Here is a 24056-nt window from a genome sequence, read left to right as displayed (position 1 = left end):
TGAGCCAATTGTATACGCTTTGAATGTTGGTGTCGGTTATTTGTGCGATGTCTTTGGCTATTCTGCCATCACTTTTTAGCAGTATAATGTGACAACGTTTTCGATAACTGGCTGTTTTTCCGTGTTTATACCCGTGGTCTAGTGCTTTACGCTCGGCATCGGTTAGTTCTACTTGTCTTATCTTCATGATGGCTTTTTATGTCTGTTATGGAAAATTGCTATTATAATGTATTTCTGTTCGATTACTTATAACTTTTTTATGTTATAAATAGGCTGATTAGTCCGTTTGCTATTTTCATTACATACTGTGCTCACATTAGGGACACGCCCTAGTAAAAAGGTAGGAAAATAAATATGCTAAAAGTGGCTTACTCACCTATTTATGTTTATCAAGTGCCAGAGCGTCACCGCTTTCCGATGCAAAAATACCCCTTGATTGTGCAGCGGTTGTTGGCGGAAGGCACCCTCAGTAGTGAGAACTTATTTGCGCCAGACAAGCTCACCGAAGCTGAGATTTTAACCACCCATACCCCAGAGTATTGGCATAAGCTAAAAACCCAAACCTTGTCACGTAAAGAGGCACGGGCGATTGGCTTTGAGATGACACCGCAGTTGGTTGAGCGTGGCCGTTATATTGCGCATGCCACTTATGAGTGTGCCTTGTATGCCAAGCAATATGGGATATCCTTTAATGTCGCAGGTGGTACGCATCATGCCTTTGCCGATCATGGAGAGGGCTTTTGTGTGTTTAATGATGTGTGTATTGCCAGCAATTTATTATTAGCACGTGGCGAGGCAAGTAAGATCTTGATTGTCGATTTGGATGTGCATCAAGGTAATGGTAATGCCAGCATTATGGCCAATGAGCCTAGGGTATTTGTGTTTAGTATGCATGGTGAAAAGAACTATCCATTTCGCAAAGTCGATTCTGACTTAGATATTAACCTACCTAATGATACCGATGATGTGGCATATTTGGCACAGTTACAGGACAGCTTGCCACAGCTGATAGCTCAGCATCAGCCGGATATGATTTTTTATCAATCAGCGGTGGATGTATTGGCAACAGATAAGCTGGGAAAATTAGCGTTAACCCGTGAAGGATGTCGGGCACGTGATGAGTTTGTGTTACAACAAGCCAAGCGCAATCAGATTCCAATCGCGGTGGTTATGGGCGGTGGTTATTCAGAAGATATAGAGGATGTGGTGGAGGCGCACTGCAATAGCTATCGCTTGGCACAGCAGTTATTTTTTAGTCGCGATTTATGAAAAATTAGGGCGCTCGACAATAATGGTGTCATTAACTGGTAGAAGAACGATAAAGCGAGTATGACCATTATAGGTGTCGGTACGAATCCGACCATTATGTGCTGCGACAATTTGAGCGACCAAAGATAGACCTAGTCCTGAGCCTTTACGCTTTTGTTGTAAACGTACAAAGGGGCTAAAGATTTCTTCTCGCTTGTCCAGAGGAATTCCTTTACCTTGATCAATGACGGCAAGTACCGCATATTTAGGCACAGCAATCGGTTCAGCTCTAGGGCGGCGTAATCGTCTGGCAAAACCCACATCACTTGCTTTTGAATTACTGTTTTTTCCTTTCAGGCTGTTGTTTTTCTTAGTTGTGCTTTTTGCTTCTTGTCCTTGGTCAGTAGAAGATATATCACTAGTTGTATTTGTTTTTGATGCTTTGTCGGTATCCTTGGCATTCAGGTTACTTTCTTCTTCACTATTAACAACTAAGACAGATTGTGCGTCCTCTGTGGTTGAGGCTTTATTTTTGTGTGCAGTGAATACTTGATCTTCGATCTGCTCATGAGCTAGATCTACACTTGTATTGTCAATCAGATCAGTATCTGTAAAATCTTGCAGTTGCTGTGCTTTATTTTGTGCAATTTTATCAAGTAGAGGCTTGGGAGGATACAAGGCGTCTTTTTGATTGACAACACCATAAACATGTACCTCAATAGGTGGTTTACCGTGTATTAGGGCGTTATTGAGTAGATTTCGCACCAAATGGATCAATAGTTTTGGCTGTCCTTCAATGGTCAAGGGTTCACCATATAAGGTGGCTTCAGGATAGTGTTGGCATTCTTGAGCGACCAGATCATAGAAGTCTAAGCGCTCATTTGCCTGTGCAGCATGCCCAGCATCTAGGCGGCTGACCAATAAGATACTTTCTACCAAGTCATTTAAGCCGATTAAGTCACGATTGATAGCTTGCGCCCGTTTTTTGAATTGAGTTTGGCTTTTTTCGGATAACTCTGCTGCCAGCATATCCATCATTTCAACTTGCAAGCGAATGCGAGTAATGGGGGTGCGGAGCTCGTGAGAGGCATGTGCTAAAAGTAAATTGTTGGCACTAATTAATTGCTCAATTTTTTGTGCTGCTTGATTAAAGCCACGGGCTAAGCTGGCAATCTCATCATTGCCTTTGGCCGGCACCCGAACACTAAAGTCGCCTTCACCCAGCTGTTCCATTTGTTTGCTCATTTGGTTGATGCGCCAGGTCATAGAGCGTGCAATCCACCACAAGACCATGGACATCAAGGCGACTAAGATAATAGTACCAGTAAACCAGTTAAGAACTGCCCATAATTCAGAACGCTTTGGTGGATTGCGTGGTTCGTACAAAAGGGTATAACCACGATCACTCATGGCAGTGACATATAGTGTATCTGAAGAAAAAAACGCGGGTAAAATACGAGTAAAAAACGATGGGTCTGCTGGTAGCTCTTTGGGCAAGTCGCTGTCATCGGTCTGAATTAATAAACGGCCTTGGCGATCATATAGTCCCATCTTAGCTTGTAGTGACTCATCAAAGATATCAAAGCTTTTTTTGATCACTGCCAGCATAAAACGAGCTTGTAACAGCTCGTTCATGGTGGTGGCATTATCTAGCTCATCGACAAAAGGGTCTACCTGGGTCACAATTTGTTTGGCAAGCACTTCCCAGCGTGCATCCACTGAGTTGTTATGCACCATATTCATCAGTGCCACCATACAGCTGGCAAAAAAGACAAGCGTTAGCATAACGCTAGAAAATAGCTTGCTAAAGACGGAGGTAAGACCAAAGTTAGACAGTCGAAGCATAAAAGGATATCTAAAGTTATATAAGGACGTAAGGGGTAATCAATATGCCTTGATAAAAGCTACACTTGATCTGTGGCAAACTGATAGCCAACGCCGCGTACAGTAATGATGCGCTTCGGTTGACGTGGGTTGTCTTCAATCAAAGCTCTTAGGCGTGAAATATGCACATCGATGGCACGATCTATGTTATCCGAGCTGTCATCATTGGGCATGGCTTGCCACAACTGCTCACGATTGAGCACCTTGCCAGCATGGGTGGCAAAGTAATGAAGCAGTTGGAATTGATGGGTAGTTAAGCGCACAGGCTTATCATCAATAGTCACCTCATGGCTGTCTGGGAAGACACTTAAGCGACCAAAAGTAAGGCTGTCTGATTGTCCATCAGCTTGATTGGGCTGCTCATGACGGCGCAATACGGCACGGATACGCGCCAATAGCTCACGAGGCTCAAAGGGTTTGGCGATATAGTCATCTGCACCCATTTCTAAGCCCAGTACTCGGTCGGTGGTGTCCCCCTTGGCAGTGAGCATGACAATAGGCACCTTATTGATTTGGCTATTTTTGCTACCACGAATCTTTTGACAGACCTGCATACCATCCATATCTGGTAACATTAAATCTAAAATAATCAGATCTATCGCACGCTCTTTGGCATCTAGGATATCTAGTCCCTCTTGTCCCGTAGGTGCATGATGTACTACGTAGTAGTTCATTGCCAGATAGTCACTGATTAATTCAGCCAAGTCTGGATCATCTTCGATTAATAAGATTTGTTTACTCATAGTTGAGAGTCCTTTATTTGTTTATGTTTATATCGTCATTAGTTTAATGGTATTCGAGAGTTTGTCATTAGTTTAATGGTATTCGAGAGTTTAATGGTATTAGAAATATTAATAACATTAAAAATATTAAGAGTATTATAGCCATAATGCTAACGCTCTGTCTGTCTTAACAATACATAGTTTGTTACTTTATCTTCGCTATTGTTACACATTCGCTTATAGCCACGTATAATCAGAGTTAAGTTAATTGCGATAAGCTATTGTTTTTAAGGCGGGCGTAGTTCAGGGGATTGTCTAGAGCGGATTAATGTCACTGACAGAGGTAGTTTTCGCCTCATTAAGCAAGTATAGTCACAGCATATAAAAGAGTTACAGCGTTAACCTCGTTTAGCCTACTTCAGTAGTACTTGCACTTGGTTGCCTTGTAACTCATTTATCTGACTACAACAATAGAGGTGCATCCTAATAGATCTATTCTATCTACCCCCTATAACTCCTTGGTTTGGAAACAGCTAGTACTTGGTTTGGAAACAGCTAGTAAAGGCTGTTAAATTATGCTAAAAATGGCATTGAGATAATAAGAAGGTTTAAGCGTAAACTATAAAAATAAAAGGTAATTACAATGGATATTAGCTTTGAAGGTTTAAAGGTAATGGTAATTGATGACTCAAAGACCATTCGACGTACCGCAGAGATGTTATTGCAACGAGTGGGCTGTGATGTGCTGACTGCGGTTGATGGTTTTGATGCATTGGCAAAAATAGCGGACTATCAGCCAGATATTATCTTTATTGATGTGATGATGCCACGGTTAGACGGCTACCAAACTTGTGCCATTGTCAAAAATAACCAAGACTTTGCCAGCATACCTGTCATTATGTTGTCATCAAAAGATGGGTTGTTTGATAAGGCGCGTGGGCGTATTGTTGGTGCAGATGAATATTTAACCAAACCTTTTAGCAAAGATGAGCTGTATACAGCTATCCGCCAGTATCATAATCAAGACACACAAACACAAGCATAAATAGCGCCATAAAAATCATAGCGTTATAAGGATAAGTGCAGTCGTATTAACCAGTAAGTGTCGTATTAACCAGTAAGTGCAGTTGACTTATGTCGGATAACAAAATCATAAAGATGAGAGACGATAATGTATAAGGTGTTAGTGGTTGAAGACTCCCACTCAGAAATGGCTCGTTTTCGTGACATACTAGCCAATAGTAATTTTGAAGTGATTGAGGCTATGAATGGTCAGCAGGGGGTTGAGATGGCAGTAACTCATTTGCCCGATGTGATCTTAATGGATATCGTGATGCCTGAGATGAATGGCTTTCAAGCCACACGCAAGATTACTCGTAATGAGATGACTGCTCATATTCCAGTAGTTATGATTAGTACAAAAAATCAAGAAACTGACAAAATCTGGGGTAAACGCCAAGGGGCAAAAGCCTATTTAACCAAGCCTGTATATGAGGCCGAGCTTCTCAGGATTCTTGATGCGGTTATAGGACAATAATTGTGGCGTTAAAAGGATTTATTGAATTATTGCGCTTAGAGCAGATGGCGCAATTGCGCAAACAGGTAACTCAGAAAGAGACGCCACAGTGGCAAGGTGTTGCATTTACGCTTGCTGGTGAGCAGTTAGTAGCACCGATTGGTGAGGTGACGGAAGTGGTTGCTACCCCACAGGCTGTGACCACCGTACCTCTAGCCAAGCCTTGGCTATTGGGTGTTGCCAATGTGCGAGGTCAATTGTTGCCCTTAGTAGATTTAGCTAAGTTTTTAAATTTACAGCGTCAACATAGCAAACAAAAAACATATAGCCTTACCCAAGCTCAAATGCGGCAGCGCAAAGTATTGATTGTTAAGCAACATGATATTTTGGTTGGGTTGTTAGTCGATGCAGTAGCTCATATCAAAAAGTTTTCACCTGAGCAATATGTTGCCAAAAGCTTGCCAAGTAGCTCACCTTTTTTACCTTACAATCATGGCCAGTTTATAGAGGAAAAACAGCACTGGCCAGTGTTTATGCCTAGTTTGTTATTAGCAGACCCTCGCTTTTTAGAAGCTGCTCTGCTAAATGCACGCTCTAATTAAATAGTAAAGTAAAACAGATTAACAATAAAACAAAACTGATTAACAATAAAACAAGACAGATGTTAAGGATAGCCTGAATGAAAGATGCAGCCAACCAGCCTGCGAGCAAGTCGTCATATTTTAAAAGTAAAAAAACATTAGCCGATCATCAAGACCATCAGCAAAAGTGGATTTATACCTTAGTAATATTGGGTATTATTGGTGTGGCGAGTCTTGTTTATTTATTGTTTAGTGTTAATCAAATGGCGGGCTATGTGCTGGCGAGTAAGCAAGTGCTGTGGCCTACACTTTTGTTTTTATTGAGCTTGTCAGGGGCAATCTATACCTTGTATCGTTTATATAAGGCTGGTAACGCTACTCAGCGATTGTTAATTGAAAAAGAAACCTTACGCCAGCGCGATGAAATGGATGCACAGTTTCAACGAGCAAAAGTGGTGGAAAAAGAAAACCAACAAAACCAAACGGCTATTTTAAGGTTGTTAGATGAGCTTGAGCACTTGGCTGATGGTGATTTAACCGTTAATGCAACTGTTTCAGAAGACATTACTGGTGCTATTGCAGATTCGGTTAACTATGCCATAGACCAACTGCGACAGCTGGTACAAGCGATTAATAATACAGCAGTAAATGTGGCTGAGTCTTCCAATCAAACGCAGCTGACTGCAACGGAGCTGGCTGAAGCTTCTGAACACCAGTCACAAAAGATTGTGGAAGTATCTGCTGCGATTAATAAAATGGTGCATTCAATCGAGCAAGTATCAAATAGTGCTACTCAGTCTGCTGCGGTAGCGCAACGTTCGGTTGCCATTGCCCATAATGGGGCGCAGGTAGTACAGCGCTCTATTGATGGTATGGTGACCATCCGTGAACAAATCCAAGAAACCTCTAAGCGTATCAAGCGCTTAGGTGAGTCATCACAAGAGATTGGTGATATTGTTGGCTTGATTAATGACATTGCAGATCAGACCAACGTACTGGCCTTAAATGCCGCAATTCAGGCATCTATGGCAGGTGAAGCAGGTCGAGGGTTTGCGGTAGTTGCCGATGAGGTTCAGCGACTGGCTGAGCGTTCAGCAAATGCAACTAAGCAGATTGAAACCTTGGTAAAAACCATTCAGGCTGACACCAGTGAAGCGGTCAGATCTATGGAGTCAACCACCAGTGAAGTAGTACAAGGAGCGAAGCTTGCTGCTGATGCAGGCGAGGCGTTGACCGAAGTGCAAAGTGTATCGAACAGTTTGGCTGATCTTATTGAACGTATCTCAAACGAAGCACAAATACAGGCCACTTCCGCTGGGCAAATTTCCCACACTATGGAGGATATTCAGCAGGTTACCTCTAAGACAACTTCAGGGACGCGCGCCACAGCTCGTTCAGTGGGTCAGCTCAACGAGATGGCAGTTGCACTGCAAGAGTCGGTCTCAGGCTTTAAGCTGGCGCAAGATGATGTATCGGCCAAAGGATAAATAATGAGTCGTTCTTCCAGCCCCTTATTCTCCTTTGAATGGATGTTCCCGCTGATAAAAGAGCAGTTATTTAGCTTACATCAGCAGTTGCAGCACTATTCGGATGCAGAACCCAGCACGCAACCAGAGACTACAACTCATGCAGATAAAGAGGATCTACTAGTCATCGCTGAGAGCTATCAGCAAATTCATAGCAAATTAGATGTAGCAGGCTTAAAGGATTTTACAGCGTTAATTCAGCAGTTGGTCACGACCATCAACGCCCTGTCGGTACAGTATTTACCACTTACCAGTGTAGATCTAGTATTAAAGGCCAGCGAGCAGCTATTGCAAGAGTTTAGCCACTATATTGATCTAGGCAGTTATCAACAACAGCCACTGCAAGATAGTCTCCTGCAGTTGCAGCAGTTATTTACTGAAGCAGAAGTAGTTGCGATGCAAGAGCAGGATATGACCGATGAACATAAAGCTGCTAATAACGCAATTGAAAGCTTGTATCCGAGTAGCTCTCAACCTAATAGCGCTAAAATAGTAACTAGCCTGATAGAAAATGATGATCAGCCTCCTCTAAACTCCAGAACTGATACAGCAATAGGTATCAGCACAAATAATATAGATAAACCTGCTTGGATACTATTACAGCCGTACTTAGAACTGCTTGATATTCCCAGTGATGCAGACGACTGTGACCCTGAGATTAAAGAAATATTTATCGAAGAGGCAGAAGAGGTTTTACAGCAAATAGCAGAAAATTTGCAACACTTAACTAGCTTGACTTCAGATAAGCAGGCGTTGACTACCATTCGCAGAGGCTTTCATACTTTAAAAGGTTCAGGGAGAATGGTAGGTGCGTTGACAAGTGCTGAGCTGGCATGGGCAATTGAAAATATGCTCAATCGGGTGTTAGAAGGTAGCATAGATGCAACGGATGGTATGTTGACGCTATTACAGGATGTGGTTGCCACTTATCCGCAATTGATAGATAGTTTTGCGCAACACACCAGCTATCCAGAGCAAGTAGCTGTGTGGATGGCTGCCGCAAATTTGTATGCTAATAATCAATCCCCTGGTTTTGATTATGCCACTGTTACTTTGGTGCAAGATGTTAAGCAAGATCTACCGCCAACAGAGTCAGTAATATCAGAGCCAACAGCTGTGCAGGCAACAAGAAGCACACTAAGACCAACTGAAGATCGCTTGTTAGATAGCTTAGCCAGTGCCAATGCTCGTTTGCAGCAACACTCTGAGGCTAAACGTGACTCTGAGACTAAGCGTACAGACACGTTGCAACAAGATAAGGCGCTGCAACAAGTTTTTGTCGATGAAGCGTACGAATTACTCAGTTGTATTGATGCGCAGCTTGACCAAGCACAAGCGTCACAGCAACAGGTAGTTAGTGACGAGCTGTTACGGGCGTTTCATACCTTGCGTGGAGCAGCTAGCAGTCAAGGGTTAGAAGCGATTAATGAGATTAGCGCCATTATTGAGCAAAGCCTAGAGCAACTTCAAATACAACAGATGTCAATGAGCGACCGTCATAGACAGCTCATTGCTCAGTCACTGCTAATAATAAGACAGTATATTAAGCAGCATCAAAACCAAAGCCAACTGCTTGAGCAGCAAGATCTCAGCCAACAGCAGCAAGCTTTATATCAGTTACAACTTGCTTTTGATAAATCGATAGCTACCGATACACAGGAGGCATCGGCTAAGCCAGATATTAAGTTGAGTATTGCCACACTGATTACAGGAGCTGACACCTTATTAGACGCAGAATGGCAACTACCACAGCTAGCACAAGGATTGAGTGCTACTAAGATAGCTACCATAGGGACAGCCAATAGCAACTTGCAGGATTGGCAGAATCTTACCGCCTATTTTGACCAGTTAATGGCACAAAGTCAGCTACTTCTAACAAAAGTGGGGGATTCTGCTCAGTTTACGACCCTGCTTAGTGCTTTACAGCAAGTTTACCAAGCCATTATAGAGCATCCTGAAGTATTGCAACTTCAGGCTATGACACAGCTACAAGTGGTTGGGATTTTGACAGCAGGGCATGAGCAGTTATTAAGTTTGTTTGATTCGCTGGCTGGTAGTATGGCACTGAAAGTAGATACAGATGTTATCAAAAGTTTGCATCAGCTAGCCATTGAAATCTCTCAGTCACCAAAAGCAGCTGATAAGGTGACAGATTCAGTTGTGGCTTCGGCAGTTATCACAACTGAAGCAGGGGAGGTAGATAAAGTAGTAAATACTGATGCAGTTGATGTTGATAAAAAGGAGGCTGTGAATAATAGGGGAAATGAGACGAATCTAAGTGACAGCGTAGCGCTAGAATTAGTGGCTACCGATCCAGAGTTATTGGCTATCTTTATTGAAGAAGCACAAGTACTGGATGACGATAGTAATCAGCAGTTTACCCTTTGGCAACAAGATCCACAAAATCAAGACGTCATTCAGGTATTACAGCGCCATCTTCACACCATAAAAGGTGGTGCTCGTATGGCAGGTGTTGATAGTATTGCTGAGCTTAGCCATGAGGCTGAAAGCCTATATGAATGCTTTGTCAACCAGCAGATTGAGATCACACCAGCCTGGGTAGCTTTGATGCAGTCTGTACAGGATGTGTTATCAACTCAAATAGAGATGCTGGCTCAGCAAAGTCAATCTTTTTATGTGCCCCATATTGTTGAGCAGTTACAAGGTTTGGTACAGCGTAAACAACTTGACGAGGGATATCAACTACCTTCCTTTACGCTGTCATCTAACAGGCAACAGCCAGTGGCGTATATGGCAAGTGAGTCAGTCGCTGAAGCTGACAGGCAGCAGATGGAGAGCCATAAGACAACAGCAGCAGATAGGGCAGTAACGTCATCACTGCCTTCACAGCAAGCGGTGCAGCCACCAGCATCATCTACGGCATCTGCTTGGTCGATGGATACAGATATCAGCAGCCAAACTGAGCGTACTGCTACCAATGAAGATATCAGCTTAATAGAGCTGGAGTTTGACAGGATGAAGTCTGAGTCTTGGGGTGGTGATAGCCCAGATCCAGATATTTTGGCTGTTTTTTTAGAAGAAGCCGATGATCTGATTGGTGATATGGGTAGCTTACAGCAACATGCGTGGCAAGCTGCAACAGATACACGTGAGAGCAATCAGGCTATTGGGCGACAGACTGCACTTACAGAGCTACAACGTGCGTTGCATTTGCTCAAAGGTGGTGCGCATATGGTGAATGCCTATGCCGTAGCGAGTGTTGCTGATGCATTGCAGGCAGTTTATAGTAAGCTTGTGCAGCAGGATTTGGAGTTACCGCCTTTATAGATTGAGCTTATTGATCTGGCGCACACTTGGCTAGTACAAGCGATCTATTTATTAAAACAAGGGATTAATCCACCCAAAGATCAGGGCTTGATAACCCAGTTGCAGCAGCTTATTCAGCAGCCAGAGATGGTAACAGAGCTGCCCAAAGGCTCATTGCAAGCATATGTTCAAGCTGTCAGTCGCTACGAAAGCTGGCGAGATGCTAGGTTGGGGCGAAGAGATATTAGTCAGATGCCACCTTATTTAGTAGATGACCCACAAGCAGAAGAACAGACGGGCACCAGCAACGAGATGATTCGAGTGCCGACTCAACTGATGGAACAGATGATTAACCTTTCAGGTGAGTCAGCCATTAACCGTTCACGTATTGAGCTAAGTATGAGTAGTGTCAATGGCGCACTTAGCGAGATGAGTACAACGGTACAAAGACTGGCTGAGCAGCTGCGGCGGATGGATATTGAGCTAGAAGCGCAGATACGCTCTCAGTTTGATGATAGTTATTTACAGGCAGATGTTGATTTTGATCCCCTAGAGATGGATCAGTATTCAGCACTGAATCAGCTATCGAAGTCATTGGCTGAATCTGCTTCTGATTTGTTGGATATTAAGACCACTTTGCATAATAAGACGCAAGAGACAGAAGCCTTATTACTGCAACTAGCACAAAATCAGACCCAGTTACAACAAGGGTTAATGACCTCTAGAATGGTACCATTTTCACGTTTATTACCCAGATTACAGCGTACAGTGCGTCAAACTGCTAATGAGCTGGGCAAGTCGGTACAGTTGTCAGTGGTAAATGCGCAGGATGAGATAGATAGAACAATTCTGGAACGTATCAGCTCACCATTAGAACATATGCTAAGAAATGCCGTAGATCATGGCATTGAAACCCCTGAAAAACGCAGCGAACAAGGCAAGCCAGAAGACGGTCAAATTACCATTGATATTGCACGTGAAGGCAGTGAAATAGTGATTCGGCTGCAAGATGATGGGCAAGGTATTGATGTTGCCTCAGTCCGACGCAAAGCAGTGAGCCGTGGTCTGATAGCCACTGATGATCAGCATTTAACCGACTTAGAAGTCATGCAGTATATCTTTCATGCAGGGCTATCGACAGCCAGCAACTTAACCCAGATATCTGGGCGTGGTGTTGGTATGGATGTGGTACTAAGTGAGGTTCGGCAGTTAGGGGGCAGTGTTTCTGCACAGTCCCAAGCTGGGGTAGGTACAAAGTTTATTTTAAGGTTGCCACTGACCATTGACGTTGCTGAGGCATTAGTGGTACGTGCAGCTACCCAAACCTTTGCTATTCCGTTATTACAAATTGAACGTATCGAGCTTATTTCTGTACAGCGTTTGGCTGATTTTTATGAGGCTCAAGCCGACAGTAGCTTGCAAATTTCAGGAGTAGATTATCGGATTCGGTACTTAACCCAACTGCTGTATGGCAGTGGGGTTAAAGCTGGACAGCTTCAATCAGCAAATGCTAAGTCTAGCGTGCCAGTAGTGTTGTTAAAAACGCAAACTGGTCAAAACTATGCGTTGCATGTGGATGAGATTATCGGCTCTCGTGTTGAGCTGGTGGTGAAGCCATTAGGGCGACCACTATCAACCATTACGGGCTTATCAGCAGCGACCATAACTGCAGATGGTTCGGTTATGTTGATTTTAGACGTGCTGGCTTTGATACGCAATGCGCCGACTGCTTTGGCAGTGTCACAGCAGCAGATGGCCACATCGCAAATAAGCGCCTCTTCAATTCAAGCAAAGCCCCTGTCGCGATCAAGCAGCAAACCGCAGCAGACACAGATACCAGCGCAAACTGCTCAGAAAAAACAAAGCAGTATGCCCAAAATATTAATTGTCGATGACTCAGTTACGGTACGTAAGGTAACATCAAGGATGTTAGTTCGTCAAGGTTACCAAGCTTATGTCGCGCGAGATGGTGTAGAAGCAGTTGCGATGTTACAAAATTTGCATCCAGATCTAATGTTGCTAGATATTGAAATGCCGCGAATGGATGGCTTCGAAGTGGCAGCATACGTACGCCATCAATCGCATCAAGAAGCGTTAAAAAGCTTGCCCATCATTATGATTACATCTCGAACTGGAGATAAGCACCGTCAGCGTGCATTACAACTGGGAGTGAATGAGTATATGGGTAAGCCATTTCAAGAAGCCGAATTAATAAGCCGTATCCAACGTCTGCTTAGCAGCTAATATAAACTCTATCCAATCTAGTCTCTAATCCTATCTCAAATGGAGTCAGTGTGAATAATACACAGCAGCGGCCGTATCAAGTATCACCACTAACAACCAATGCGTTAATGAGTACTAAGCAGGGGGTGTTGGCGACGACGATTATTCCAGCTACTGAGCAGCTAGACTGGATTGTTCCTACGGCACTTATTTTGGCAGTGATGCCCTTTGACCCACATGCTGTTATAGAGCTTACCATAGCAGACGAGAAGCAGAGTGCCATATCTGACAATTCGCAAACCTATTTGCATCACCAAGGCTATCGATGGCAGCAGCAAGTCATCAGTATTTATCCGTTATTAACAAGGTTAGAAGAGGCTGAGCAGGTAGTTATTTTGGAAGGGGAAAGCGATAACGCACGGCTAGCCATATTAGTTAAAGGAGAGCTCATCCAGCGAGAAATAAAATTATTGGATATTAAAGATATTGAGTTAGAAGCAACAGTACAGTATGGCACTGCTGGCGAGTATGTTTCGCAGTTAGTTTTAGTACAGCAGCAGGCTTATGTGGTGCCAGATTTGTCAGCTTTAAGTCAGCTAGCTAAATAAATCTGCTCTTACTTTTAACAGATGAAAGTTGGCTGAAGAGGGTGGCTGAAGGTTGGTGCTGATAGCCGCTTTAAAAGTAGTGGTACAAATTGAGGAGGCACCCTAGGCAAATCGTGGCTAGTTATGATATAAAGCCATTAAACAATCAAGTCAATGCCAATATCACCAAACGAATAAACATCAATAAAACAAAAGGTGCCACTGATAATAGGATGAGTATGTTATGACTACACAGCCAAAAAAACATCATCAGCCAGCGACCAATCAGCCAGCTAAATGGTCAGTTGCTGTTCGTATATTTCACTGGATTAGTGCGCTGTTACTACTGATCACTTGGGTGTTAATCACCTTGCATGAGAACAATCAAGGGTCTTACATTGACTTACACAAAGCATTTGGCGTGAGTGTGCTCGCATGGATGGTGGCTCGGGTGATCGGTCGTTTGCTAAGTACAGATCCAGCACCTTTACCCGCACCTACTTGGCAAAAGCTTGCTTCTAGCGTGGTTCATGTCGGGTTGTATGTATTGTTGTTTGCCATGCCCATCTCTGGCTTATTGATGTCTTGGTACGGTGGTCGTGCAGTTGATATGTTCGGGATATTTGAGATACCGAGTATGCTTGAGATAGATCGGGTACGTGCGCGTTTTTTTGACAACCTGCACACCGAAATCATCTGGCCTTTACTGTTAACTTTTACTGTGATTCATTTGTTGGCTGTGGTACACCACCAATTTATCAAAAAAGATGGTATTTTAAAGCGCATTATATAGGTTTTGATATGGACGTTTTTTAACATCCTAATCACAGAGCTCTAGATCTGATCACAGAGATCGAGAATAGGTATAAGGCAACCGAAAATAGTTAGGCAATCAAGAGCAGGTATTACTGAAATAGGCTTAACGAGGATAACACTTAACACCGTAACTGTTTAGTAGCTCGTTGATTATAATGCCTATCATCCGTAGGCAAGCTATAAAAAACCGCCTCTTTATAACAGAGGCGGTTTTTTCGTATTATTTCTTGTGGTGATACTCAGCTATTTGCCATCTGGTAAGTTGATATTCATCTCTAACACATCTAGGTTATCTTCATGGCGATGATTGATATTAACATCATCAATTTGAACACCATTGACATATTTATTTACCACTTCCAGAATTTCACGCTTCATTTTTTCAATGCGGTCTATGGTTAAACGTGAGTTTAGGCGATTTTCACTGGCAACAATTACTTTTAAGCGTTCAGTAGCGGTATTGGCACTGCCTGTTTTTGTATCGGTACCAAATAAACTGCTCCAAAATCCTTTTTTTCTTGACATATTAACCCCCAAACCAGCGTTGTAAGAAGCCTTTTTTCTTAACGTCAATGTGACGTAATGGTCTTTCTTCACCTAAAAAGCGAGCAACGATGTCATCATAACATTGACCAGCAATAGAGTCTGGATAATGGATGACAGGCTCACCATGGTTTGAGGCCTCAAGAACACTGTTGCTTTCAGGGATAACACCGAGTAAAGGTACTTTTAAAATATCATTTGAAATGGTGTCAATATCCATCATCTCTTTGGCAGCGGCACGCTCTGGATTGTAGCGGTTAATCACTAGATGTTCGCGGACAGTACCTGTGCCTTCCTCAACCTTTTTGGTACGGCTTTGTAGCACACCAATAATGCGGTCTGAGTCACGTACAGAAGAGATCTCTGGATTGGTAACGATAATAGCTTCATCAGCATGATACATAGCCAGCTGTGCACCACGCTCGATACCAGCAGGAGAGTCACAGATAATATAATCAAACTGTTTTGACAACTCTTCCATTACTTCGGCAACACCTTCATCGGTTAGCGCATCTTTATCACGGGTTTGGCTGGCAGGTAAAATATATAAGTTTTCTAAGCGCTTATCTTTTACTAAAGCTTGAGATAGGCGAGCATTGCCGGATATAACATCAACAAAGTCATATACAATACGGTTTTCACAGCCCATCAATAAGTCTAAGTTACGCAAACCAACATCAAAGTCGATGACGACAGTTTTGTAACCACGTAAGGCCAAGCCTGCGGCAAATGAAGCGCTGGTTGTCGTTTTTCCGACTCCGCCTTTACCAGAGGTAATTACAACGATTTTTGCCACAATGGCATACTCCTATAAATCTAAAATATGAAGTCTGGGTAGGGACGGTAAAGCGTCCATAATAAAATATAACGAAATCCAAGTTAAAATATATAATGCATAGGGCGTTTTGTTATTCACCTTGCAGTTGGCATTATTTATGATGTGCGAAACATGTTAGGGTGTGCGAAACATGGTGTGCAAGGCATATCTTCCCTGTATTTTTATATTAAAATGCAGTTTTCGCTATAAGCAGTTTTCGCTATAAATCATAAAGTAAATAGTGAGCTGATAACAGGTATTAAAATCAAAAGCAAAATCAGTTTTAATGCCAGAAGCATAACAGCACTACATAAGTCAAGTATTATGGCGTTAGGGTATCACAGATGACACTAAAGTAACAGTATGCACTTGCTTTTTTCAGCTAAATTTGTTTGTTTTTTTATTGCTATCTGTTTACTCCATAGGCCTTGTACTTAATTTAAATAAAGTATTTATTAATTTGTATCATATTGAGTTTGCTCATCATTAGTAGTTATCTAGTACTTCAAACACCAAGCCTTCATCTTCCACAAATCTAACCTGTACAGGTTTATCAATCATATCTTTAGGGATGCTATCATGTAAGCAGTAGGTGCCAGCCACAGAGACCAAAGACGGATTAAAGCGCTGACAAAAAATACGGGCATCTTTATCACCAGTAGCCCCTGCGACTAAGCGTCCTTGAGCACGACCATAGATATGTAAGCTATTATCTGTAATGGCTTCGGCACCATTATTGACACTATTGGTTAGTACTAAGTCGCCACCAACATGGTTAATGCTTTGACCTGAACGCAACATTTGATCATAAAACAAGGTGGTCATACTATCAGAGCCACTAAAGTCACTGTTGCTTTGGGATATACCGCTACTTTGTGACAAAGAGGGCTGTTGTTGTGATGTGATCTCGACTTTTTGTTCCGTATCCGTTACTTCTGCTGCTGTATTGGATGCAGCTTTTGTCTTAGACTGAGTGTCAGGTATTGATTCAGCTAAGGTGGTGGTCGCTTTTTTGGTAGGGTGAATACGTTCAATGCGCTTACCATCACCTGGAAAAATGGCCAAACGTAATGCTTTTGCCGCCTCATCTAAGATGCCGGTAACCACACCAATCGGCTGTAATCCCAAAGACCAAAATAACTCTACTAATGCGGCAAGCTCTTGTTCAACGTCACTATCAATAATCACTGGAATTTGGCTGTTTTTTTGGCTAAGGCTGTCTGACAAATAGGCTTCAATTTGTTGTAAGTCATTGGTTCTTAAATGAATGCGTGTAAAGGTGAGCATTTTACCGTACATTTTTAAGGCAGGTGTCACATCAGTAGAGGCTGTCATAAAAAATCCTTGAAGACAAAAAGCTAGAGTGGGTAATTTAAGTATAAAGAGTGTAGCTTAAGCATAAAGCGCAATCTAAGCATAAAGCGCAATCTAAGCATAAAGCGCAATCTAAGTATAAAGTAATTGGCATACAAAGTATTTGTAATTAACACGCTATACAGATTGTTGCTCGCTTTGTACAAGTGTACCAAGTTTTAAATGCTGTTGATGCTTCCACTGCTGAACCTTAACCTGCTGTTCAAAGGCGGTCAACCCATCATTAACAATGCTTGAGACCAGTTGTTCAAGCTCAGGGTTATCTAGATCAATATTAGCAATAGTCTGCGCCACCTCATCAATAATCGGCTCAGCAATATGTGGCTGGGTAAAGTGACGGATTAAGGTTTCGGTAATATTTTCCCCAATGTTTTGACTGATCGAATGTAGTTGACTTTCAATCAGGCCTCCAGCAATGGGGATTAAACGCAAATAACGGCGCAACTCTGGAGTATGATATAAAGCATCTTGTACAGCACTACCCACTTCGGAAGCCAACTGTTTTGAGGCGTCATTGTGTGCCAGCTGTTGTAGCTTTGGTGTTAGCTCCTGTTTGAGCATAGAGGCGAGCATGCGCTCGATTTGCGCTCGATTTTTATTTAGTGTTTCATTGATAAAGCGTTGATTGGCTTGCTCATCAGCAAACTGTTGGCGTAAGTTATCTGTTGCGGTTAAGATCACTCGGTCAGACAACTCCTCAAATATCACGTCATAATAAAACTTACCTGAGGCAATCCACTTTTTCGGTAATACCTGATAGCCCAGTTGATACAGCTTGCGACCGATAAAAAAGGCTCTGAGTAAGCGTAACGCACGAAACTGGGGGAAGCAGCCAAGCACCTCATACCAGTGCGCAAAAGGGAAGAAAAACCAGCGAGAATACTCTTTTTGTATGATCGACAATAGCCAGCGTAACCCCAGCTCCACAATCAAAAAAATAGTAAAAAAGCCACCCAAGACACGCAGAGGGAAATGAACTCCTTCGGTATAAACCAACAAGTATTGAGTCAAGTTTAGCCAGTCAGCAACTTGTGCGGCAAACTTACTCATCAGCAGCAAGTCAAGACTAATGATGGTTAGGTCAATGATGATAACCGCTAACATAAGGATATCATAAGTCAAAGCGAGCAGGGCTTTGGTACGATTCGTTTTTTGTGGCTGCTCGCTAGGGGATGTCGGACTTAGGCGAGACTCAGAGTTAGAATGAGAATCAGCCGGTGTTAGATGCGTGTCATGGGATGAGTTGCTCATGCTACTAGATGCCTTTCTCGCGCAAGTAAAGTGTCAAGTGGTGTTTGTCCCCTAAGGTTTTGGCGATTGAGGCGACTCTGCAAACTCAGCTTTCATACGAGTAATCAGCGCATCCTTATCTTGCCATATTTTATCTAGCCAAGCATACATGGTTTGTTTAATGTTTTCATCATTATTATAATCTCCTTCTTCAATAGCAGTAAACAGATCTTGTGGGATATCAATACGTTGTAAATTAACCCCCAAACGTTTGATATTACCTTTCCACAAGTCACTATAAGAAGGGCTGCCATCAGGATAGACAATAGTCATATCCAGTATTCCATCAATTTGTGGCCCAAGGGCTTGTATAGCCAGTGAAATGCCACCTGCTTTTGGTTTTAATAAGTTTTTATACGGTGAGTTTTGAGCATCCCGTTTTTTGGGGGTGAAGCGAGTGCCTTCTAGATAGTTAAGCAGTGCAAAAGGCTTATGTTTTAATAGCCCACAAGCTCGCTTAGCCTCCAAGATATCACGGCTTTTTAACTCTGGGTTTTTGGCAATTTGCTCTTTGGTATGGCGTTTCATCATCGGAAAGTCTAAAAAGTAAAATGCCTGACCAATAAAAGGAATGTAAATTAGATTATATTTGGTAAAAAAGCGAACCAAAGGCAGTTGGCCTTGACTGATGTATTGCACGATACTAGTATCGACCCAAGATAGATGATTGCTGATAAGCAAGTACTGCTTATTTTCATCCAGATCATCAGGCATTTCAATACGCCAATCGCGCTCTGGCAGTACGCTATCGATTAGCCTGTTATTGACATTAATCCAATGATTAGCGATGTCAATTACTTTGTCATCGGCAACGGCTGATCCAGTAACGACTTTGGTTGCTCCCATTAGCCATAGCGGAATACCAAAGGTAAAGGTATTGGCGCCAATCACTCCAGCTGCGGTTGCAAAAGAGGCAGTTTTTCCGAGTAATGGTGCTTTTGTATGTAGCTTTTGATAAAAGGAATTTATTTTATTTTTCATAAAAGAACCAAATTAATTATTCGATAAGCATTAAAAAAACGGAGAATCTAGGCTGATATGTCGTGGTGTTCAACAGTTTCTAATGAATTGTATCGTGTTGATTTACGTTGTTTTGGCAAAATCAAACGAATAAAATAAGTAGGTGCATCTTTTATACGACTATTAGAGGGTGTCTTCAATTAGTGCAATGGCATATAAAAGGACTAAAAACAGTTAAATCTCGTCATACAGTGTCAAATAACGGGTTAATATCATGATATTATCTGTGTGATTTACTTAGTCTGACTGCGATTTCTTATCTTTGTCGCCATTTTCAAAATGAAGACACGCCCACATACACCAGCTTATCTACCAGCACACCTATCTATTTATCAATACAATCTATTTATCAATACAATGAAACTAACTATCTATCAACACAACTATCTATCAATAGAAAATATAGTTTACGATTGTAAACCAAGGATGGCTAAAAAAACAGTACTAAAGCAATAATTAATATTGAAAATAATAATTATCAAAAGTCACTTATGCTAGAAAAAAATCAAACATATTAGACTATCATATTTTTTGTAGATTGATTACCAAAAGTCTTAACTATCTTTTATATCTTTTATCACCAGTCGCCGTAAAACCACCAACTTCAGGCGGTGGATATAAGGCGACACAAACTGTCGTAAAAAGCGGTTAAAGGGTAGTATATCAATATTAACCTCGGCATACTAAGTATATGAAAACACTCAAGCTGCGCATCAAAGACAAACACGTAAACCAGCTAAACAAAATAGCTGGGAGTGTTAACTATGCGTGGAACTATGTTAATGCGTTAAGCTTTGAGCATCTAAAACGCACTGATAAATTCTTTTCAGGCTACGAGCTTAACGAATATATCAAAGGTAGTGGTGAGTATTTAGGCTTGCACAGCCAATCTTTGCAAGCCATCAACGAGACTCATGCCAAATCTCGTAAGCAATTTAAAAAAGCCAAACTTAACTGGCGCACCAATCGTCCTGATGCCAAACGCAAAAGCCTAGGCTGGATACCCTTTAAAAAATCAGCCATCAAGCATATTGCCACACGACAAAGCGGTGGATTGTGCCTGAAATCAACGATACAGCTATCGCTCTCTAAGGGTCAAAAGCTCATCATCGATGTATTCGATAGCTACAACCTTAGTCTATATCAAATCAATACGCTTGAGATAGTACAAGACAGCCGTAATCGTTGGTATGCCTGTATTACTGTCAAAGAATATCCAAAACAACCATGCGGAACAGACAGTGTCGGTATTGATTTAGGCTTAACAGAGTCAGCCACCACATCAAATGGTGATAAACTGACAATCAAACAAACTCAAAAATGGGCAAATACACTTGCAATAGCTCAACGAGCCAATAATAAAAAGCGAGTCAAAGCGATTCACGCCAAAATCAAAAATACAAGGCAAGACTTAATTCATAAATTCACCACTCAATTAGTTAAGGATAATGCCTTGATAGTGGTTGGTGATGTTAAATCACGCTCATTTACCAACAAAAAAACCAAACTAGCTAAATCAACATACGATGCAGGATGGTTTGAATTTAAGCGACAACTGGAATATAAATGCAAGCATGCAGGTTGTCAGTTTGAGATAGTAAATGAGAGTTACACTACCCAGACTTGTTCGCACTGTCGCAAAATAAGCGATAGTAGTCCGAAAGGTAGAGCATCTCTTGGAATAAGAGGATGGATTTGTGCAAAGTGTGGCAGATGGCATAATAGAGATATCAATGCCGCTAAGAACATCCTTGCGGTCGGGCTTGACCGTCTAGCGGTAGGAATCCCCTTTAGGGAGGGAGGAAGTCAAATAAACATTGATGACTGTCAAGGGTAATTGACACAAACTAACGTATCTTAGTTTTGATATATAAAGCTGTGAGGTGTTTGCCATATGCCGTACAGCAAAACGACAAAATATTACATAAAGGTAAGTAACTACATGCATAATAAGCTGAAACATTTGCTAACTTTATTAAAGTAAGTTTTCAGTCGATAAGACTTTTGCTAAAATGTTGACATAACAACTGTTAAAATAACAATGGTAAGCTGACGTTTTTTTAAACGTTTTATTTTAAATATAAAGTTGAGGATATATCATGAAAAATAAACTAATGATTGCAGCATTAGCCTCTGGTTTGGCATTAGCTGGTTGTACTACTGATCCAGCAACTGGACAACAAAGTATTAATAAAGGTGCGCTAGGTGCACTTGGTGGTGCAGCAGCAGGTGCTGCTATTTCAAAAGCAACTGGCGGTGAAAAAACTGGTCGTGATGCCTTAATTGGTGCTGCACTTGGTGGTGCGGCTGGCTTGTACATGGAAAATCAAGAAAAACAACTAAAACAGCAAATGGCTGGTACTGGCGTTGAAGTTAACCGTAACCCTACCACAGGTAATATTGACTTAGTTATGCCAGGCAACATTACTTTTGCTCATGACAGCACCAATATTAACCCCTCATTTTACAATACGCTAGACAAGTTAGCACAAACGATGGTTCAGTATGATCAAAGCACAGTAGATATCATGGGGCATACTGACAGTACGGGTAATCCATCTTATAACCAAGGGTTATCACAGCGTCGTGCACAAGCAGTAGCAAGTTACCTTATCAACCGTGGTGTATCAAGCTATCGTATTCGTACAATGGGCTATGGCCAAAATCAACCAATCGCATCAAACAGCACCGAGCAGGGTCGCCAGCAAAACCGTCGTGTTGAAATACAGATTAATGCGCCACAGAACTTAAACTAATACTTAGTTACAGTATTTGATATTAAAAAAAACAAGTCAGCATTACTGGCTTGTTTTTTTTATTCTAAGCGTGTTCAGGTTGTTTTTTCAAATAATATTTAAGTTTTTTTTATAATTTTATTGATAATCGTTATCGATAGCATTATACTTTATTTGCTAACGTTAGTTTACTAACATCAAACTTTGTTAACAAATAGATTTTTTATAACAAGATACTGTTACTTAGTGCTAACAAATACTAAGCACTAACAAAATTAGCTGTTTAATACACAGTGTTATCAATTCAGAGAATTATTTATGGCTTCAGCTACCCAAATCCGCCCAATCAAATCAAAGCTTACAACAGCACTTCTAGCAACTACTTTTAGCGTATTAGCCTTATCAGGTTGCTCTCAAGAAAAAAGCACAGCCGAAAAAGGTAGCGAAACCAGTGCAGAAGTTGCTAAATCTGAAAGTACAAATAATGCAGCAGAAACTGCCGATCAAGAAGCAGTGACTAAGTTATTAACTAGCTATTCCAACATTGCGCAAGCCGCTTATGAAGACTCTTTGAGTGAAGCCAAAAGACTACAAGCTGCTATTGATGCTTATGTTGCTAACCCAACGACCGCAAGTTTAGATGCGGCTAAGGCAGCATATAAGCTAGCTCGTCAGCCTTATTCACAAACGGAAGTTTTTCGCTTTGATGAAGGCTTCGTCAGTGCTAATGATGCACGCAAAATTGAAAGTGTTGATGGTTGGGAAGGTCAGGTCAATGCGTGGCCATTAGATGAAGCTTTAATTGACTATGTTTCTGAAAGCTATGCTGGTGAATATGACAGCAAAGACAATATTATCAATGCTGATAGTATTACCGTTGGTAGTATTCAGCAAGATACTAAGGTGATTACACCTGAGTTACTTGCTGAGATGAATGAGATAGGTGGTAGTGAGGCTAATGTAACAACTGGCTATCATGCAATTGAATTCTTGTTATGGGGTCAAGATACCAATGGAGTTGGTGAAGGTGCAGGCAACCGCCCATTTACTGATTATAAAACTGATAGTAACTGTACTAGTGGTGAAGGAAATTCATCAGATCCAGCTATTTGTACTAAACGTGGTGAATACTTAAAAGCAGCGGCACAGCTGCTAGTAAACGATCTATCAGACATGGTTGAGCAGTGGCAGCCTGATTCTGAAAACACCTTACGTAGTGACTTAATGGCACGTAGCGGTGATAATGCAATTCGTCAAATTTTCTATCAAATGGGTAGTTTGGCACTAGGCGAGTTGGCTTCAGAGCGTATGCAAGTTGCCTTTGTAACTGGCTCGACAGAAGATGAGCATGAGTGCTTTAGTGATCTTACTCACTTAAGCTATGCGGAGAATGCACATGGTATTAGCAATGTATTCCGTGGTCAGTACAAAACGGTATCAGGTCAGACAGTTGGTGATTATGGAATTAAGCAATTCCTAATCGATGCAGGTCAGCAAGAAGCGGCCGATCAGTTAGAAGCTGAGTTTGAAAAAGTAGCAGCTAGCTTTGATATGATTGTTCAAAAAGGTGAAGAAGAAGGTATTAAAGTAGATCAAATGATTGCAACAGTAGGTCAAGCAGAGCAACTAGGTATCTCTGCAGAAGAGCAAAACGAACGTCGTGCTTGGATCGAAAGCGCTATCAATGATTTAAAAACCTTAACCGATTCTATTGAGATTGCTGCAAAAAGTATAGGCATTGATAATCTAGATGCAGATACTGGCTCACAGTTTTAAGAAGATATAGACAATAAGACGATACTACTATTTATGGTGAGAAAGTATGCATATTATGGTGAAAAACATATATAGCAAGGCAGTATAGCCAGTCAAGCGAGTAGTAGCGTAGAAGGTAGCAGTGCTTATGA

General features: G+C 41.7%; 18 protein-coding genes and 2 pseudogenes. 12 read left to right on the top strand and 8 right to left on the bottom strand.

The features are described from left to right. Nucleotides 1-187: pseudogene (locus H140_RS15910) on the bottom strand (helix-turn-helix domain-containing protein); the annotation flags it as partial. A 167-nt stretch (nt 188-354) separates the two neighbouring features. Between H140_RS15910 and H140_RS0109775 the strand changes: the two are divergent. Continuing rightward, nucleotides 355-1269 carry a histone deacetylase family protein gene (locus H140_RS0109775; protein ID WP_019673475.1) on the top strand — a complete coding sequence of 305 codons (915 nt, stop codon included), beginning with the start codon at nt 355-357 and terminating at the stop codon, nt 1267-1269. Here H140_RS0109775 and H140_RS0109770 read toward each other — a convergent pair. Both H140_RS0109770 and H140_RS0109765 read right to left on the bottom strand, forming a co-directional pair. Continuing rightward, on the bottom strand, nt 1264-3093 hold the full coding sequence (locus H140_RS0109770; RefSeq protein ID WP_019673474.1) for a sensor histidine kinase: 1830 nt from the start codon (nt 3091-3093) through the stop codon (nt 1264-1266). The two genes, H140_RS0109775 and H140_RS0109770, sit on opposite strands and share 6 nt — an antisense overlap. Before the next feature lie 59 nt (nt 3094-3152). Beyond that, the gene (locus H140_RS0109765; protein ID WP_019673473.1) at nt 3153-3875 is read right to left on the bottom strand and encodes a response regulator transcription factor; all 723 of its coding nucleotides are present in this window, start codon (nt 3873-3875) and stop codon (nt 3153-3155) included. A 622-nt stretch (nt 3876-4497) separates the two neighbouring features. On the opposite strand from H140_RS0109765, the gene pilG reads away from it, so the two are divergent. The 8 genes and pseudogenes from pilG to H140_RS0109725 all read left to right on the top strand — a co-directional run bounded on the left by pilG (nt 4498) and on the right by H140_RS0109725 (nt 14347). Next, on the top strand, nt 4498-4899 hold the full coding sequence (pilG, locus tag H140_RS0109760) for a twitching motility response regulator PilG (protein ID WP_019673472.1): 402 nt from the start codon (nt 4498-4500) through the stop codon (nt 4897-4899). A gap of 126 nt (nt 4900-5025) precedes the next feature. Further along, nucleotides 5026-5391, top strand: coding sequence for a response regulator (locus tag H140_RS0109755; protein WP_019673471.1), 366 nt, complete (start codon nt 5026-5028; stop codon nt 5389-5391). 2 nt (nt 5392-5393) lie between these two features. Next, complete coding sequence (locus H140_RS0109750) at nt 5394-5972, top strand: chemotaxis protein CheW (RefSeq protein WP_019673470.1); 579 nt, start codon at nt 5394-5396, stop codon at nt 5970-5972. Nucleotides 5973-6193: 221 nt separating this feature from the next. Continuing rightward, nucleotides 6194-7438: pseudogene (locus tag H140_RS14425) on the top strand (methyl-accepting chemotaxis protein); the annotation flags it as partial. Between the two features lie 3 nt (nt 7439-7441). Beyond that, nucleotides 7442-10765 (top strand): Hpt domain-containing protein, encoded by a 3324-nt coding sequence (locus tag H140_RS15225; protein WP_019673468.1) that lies wholly within the window; start codon nt 7442-7444, stop codon nt 10763-10765. Nucleotides 10766-10852: 87 nt separating this feature from the next. Continuing rightward, nucleotides 10853-12988 (top strand): hybrid sensor histidine kinase/response regulator, encoded by a 2136-nt coding sequence (locus H140_RS14955; RefSeq protein WP_019673467.1) that lies wholly within the window; start codon nt 10853-10855, stop codon nt 12986-12988. A 50-nt stretch (nt 12989-13038) separates the two neighbouring features. Beyond that, on the top strand, nt 13039-13575 hold the full coding sequence (locus H140_RS0109735) for a hypothetical protein (RefSeq protein ID WP_019673466.1): 537 nt from the start codon (nt 13039-13041) through the stop codon (nt 13573-13575). 223 nt (nt 13576-13798) lie between these two features. Next, entirely contained in the window at nt 13799-14347 is a 549-nt protein-coding gene (locus H140_RS0109725) for a cytochrome b (protein WP_019673464.1), read from the top strand. 266 nt (nt 14348-14613) lie between these two features. Here H140_RS0109725 and minE read toward each other — a convergent pair whose 3' ends face one another. From minE to H140_RS0109700, 5 genes are all read right to left on the bottom strand, one after another. After that, a complete protein-coding gene (minE, locus tag H140_RS0109720) occupies nt 14614-14895 on the bottom strand; it encodes a cell division topological specificity factor MinE (RefSeq protein ID WP_019673463.1) in 282 nt (93 codons plus the stop codon). 1 nt (nt 14896) lies between these two features. Then, nucleotides 14897-15709 (bottom strand): septum site-determining protein MinD, encoded by an 813-nt coding sequence (gene minD / locus H140_RS0109715; RefSeq protein WP_019673462.1) that lies wholly within the window; start codon nt 15707-15709, stop codon nt 14897-14899. A 507-nt stretch (nt 15710-16216) separates the two neighbouring features. After that, complete coding sequence (minC, locus tag H140_RS0109710; RefSeq protein ID WP_019673461.1) at nt 16217-17065, bottom strand: septum site-determining protein MinC; 849 nt, start codon at nt 17063-17065, stop codon at nt 16217-16219. A gap of 156 nt (nt 17066-17221) precedes the next feature. After that, nucleotides 17222-18355: a hypothetical protein gene (locus H140_RS14415; RefSeq protein WP_019673460.1), complete on the bottom strand. Its 1134-nt coding sequence runs from the start codon at nt 18353-18355 to the stop codon at nt 17222-17224. 51 nt (nt 18356-18406) lie between these two features. Further along, nucleotides 18407-19375: an acyltransferase gene (locus H140_RS0109700; RefSeq protein ID WP_019673459.1), complete on the bottom strand. Its 969-nt coding sequence runs from the start codon at nt 19373-19375 to the stop codon at nt 18407-18409. A 730-nt stretch (nt 19376-20105) separates the two neighbouring features. Between H140_RS0109700 and H140_RS0109695 the strand changes: the two genes are divergently transcribed. The 3 genes from H140_RS0109695 (at nt 20106) to H140_RS0109685 (ending at nt 23925) form a co-directional block, all read left to right on the top strand. Beyond that, on the top strand, nt 20106-21251 hold the full coding sequence (locus tag H140_RS0109695; RefSeq protein ID WP_019673458.1) for an RNA-guided endonuclease InsQ/TnpB family protein: 1146 nt from the start codon (nt 20106-20108) through the stop codon (nt 21249-21251). Between the two features lie 262 nt (nt 21252-21513). Beyond that, the gene (locus H140_RS0109690; protein ID WP_019673457.1) at nt 21514-22170 is read left to right on the top strand and encodes an OmpA family protein; all 657 of its coding nucleotides are present in this window, start codon (nt 21514-21516) and stop codon (nt 22168-22170) included. A 297-nt stretch (nt 22171-22467) separates the two neighbouring features. After that, a complete protein-coding gene (locus H140_RS0109685; RefSeq protein WP_019673456.1) occupies nt 22468-23925 on the top strand; it encodes an imelysin family protein in 1458 nt (485 codons plus the stop codon). Nucleotides 23926-24056 lie beyond the last annotated feature (131 nt).

It is taken from the genome of Psychrobacter lutiphocae DSM 21542, assembly GCF_000382145.1.
Classification (GTDB): Bacteria; Pseudomonadota; Gammaproteobacteria; order Pseudomonadales; family Moraxellaceae; genus Psychrobacter; species Psychrobacter lutiphocae.
This window is presented reverse-complemented; position numbering and strand designations above follow the sequence as displayed.

What these genes read in the sequence shown, in the direction of transcription:
- minE (WP_019673463.1), bottom strand. Translation starts at nt 14,895, where the DNA reads ATGTCAAGAAAAAAAGGATTTTGGAGCAGTTTATTTGGTACCGATACA.
- H140_RS0109690 (WP_019673457.1), top strand. Translation starts at nt 21,514, where the DNA reads ATGAAAAATAAACTAATGATTGCAGCATTAGCCTCTGGTTTGGCATTA.
- H140_RS14415 (WP_019673460.1), bottom strand. Translation starts at nt 18,355, where the DNA reads ATGAGCAACTCATCCCATGACACGCATCTAACACCGGCTGATTCTCAT.
- H140_RS0109700 (WP_019673459.1), bottom strand. Translation starts at nt 19,375, where the DNA reads ATGAAAAATAAAATAAATTCCTTTTATCAAAAGCTACATACAAAAGCA.
- H140_RS0109725 (WP_019673464.1), top strand. Translation starts at nt 13,799, where the DNA reads ATGACTACACAGCCAAAAAAACATCATCAGCCAGCGACCAATCAGCCA.
- minC (WP_019673461.1), bottom strand. Translation starts at nt 17,065, where the DNA reads ATGACAGCCTCTACTGATGTGACACCTGCCTTAAAAATGTACGGTAAA.
- H140_RS0109755 (WP_019673471.1), top strand. Translation starts at nt 5,026, where the DNA reads ATGTATAAGGTGTTAGTGGTTGAAGACTCCCACTCAGAAATGGCTCGT.
- pilG (WP_019673472.1), top strand. Translation starts at nt 4,498, where the DNA reads ATGGATATTAGCTTTGAAGGTTTAAAGGTAATGGTAATTGATGACTCA.
- H140_RS0109695 (WP_019673458.1), top strand. Translation starts at nt 20,106, where the DNA reads ATGAAAACACTCAAGCTGCGCATCAAAGACAAACACGTAAACCAGCTA.
- H140_RS0109765 (WP_019673473.1), bottom strand. Translation starts at nt 3,875, where the DNA reads ATGAGTAAACAAATCTTATTAATCGAAGATGATCCAGACTTGGCTGAA.
- H140_RS0109685 (WP_019673456.1), top strand. Translation starts at nt 22,468, where the DNA reads ATGGCTTCAGCTACCCAAATCCGCCCAATCAAATCAAAGCTTACAACA.
- H140_RS0109770 (WP_019673474.1), bottom strand. Translation starts at nt 3,093, where the DNA reads ATGCTTCGACTGTCTAACTTTGGTCTTACCTCCGTCTTTAGCAAGCTA.
- H140_RS15225 (WP_019673468.1), top strand. Translation starts at nt 7,442, where the DNA reads ATGAGTCGTTCTTCCAGCCCCTTATTCTCCTTTGAATGGATGTTCCCG.
- H140_RS0109775 (WP_019673475.1), top strand. Translation starts at nt 355, where the DNA reads ATGCTAAAAGTGGCTTACTCACCTATTTATGTTTATCAAGTGCCAGAG.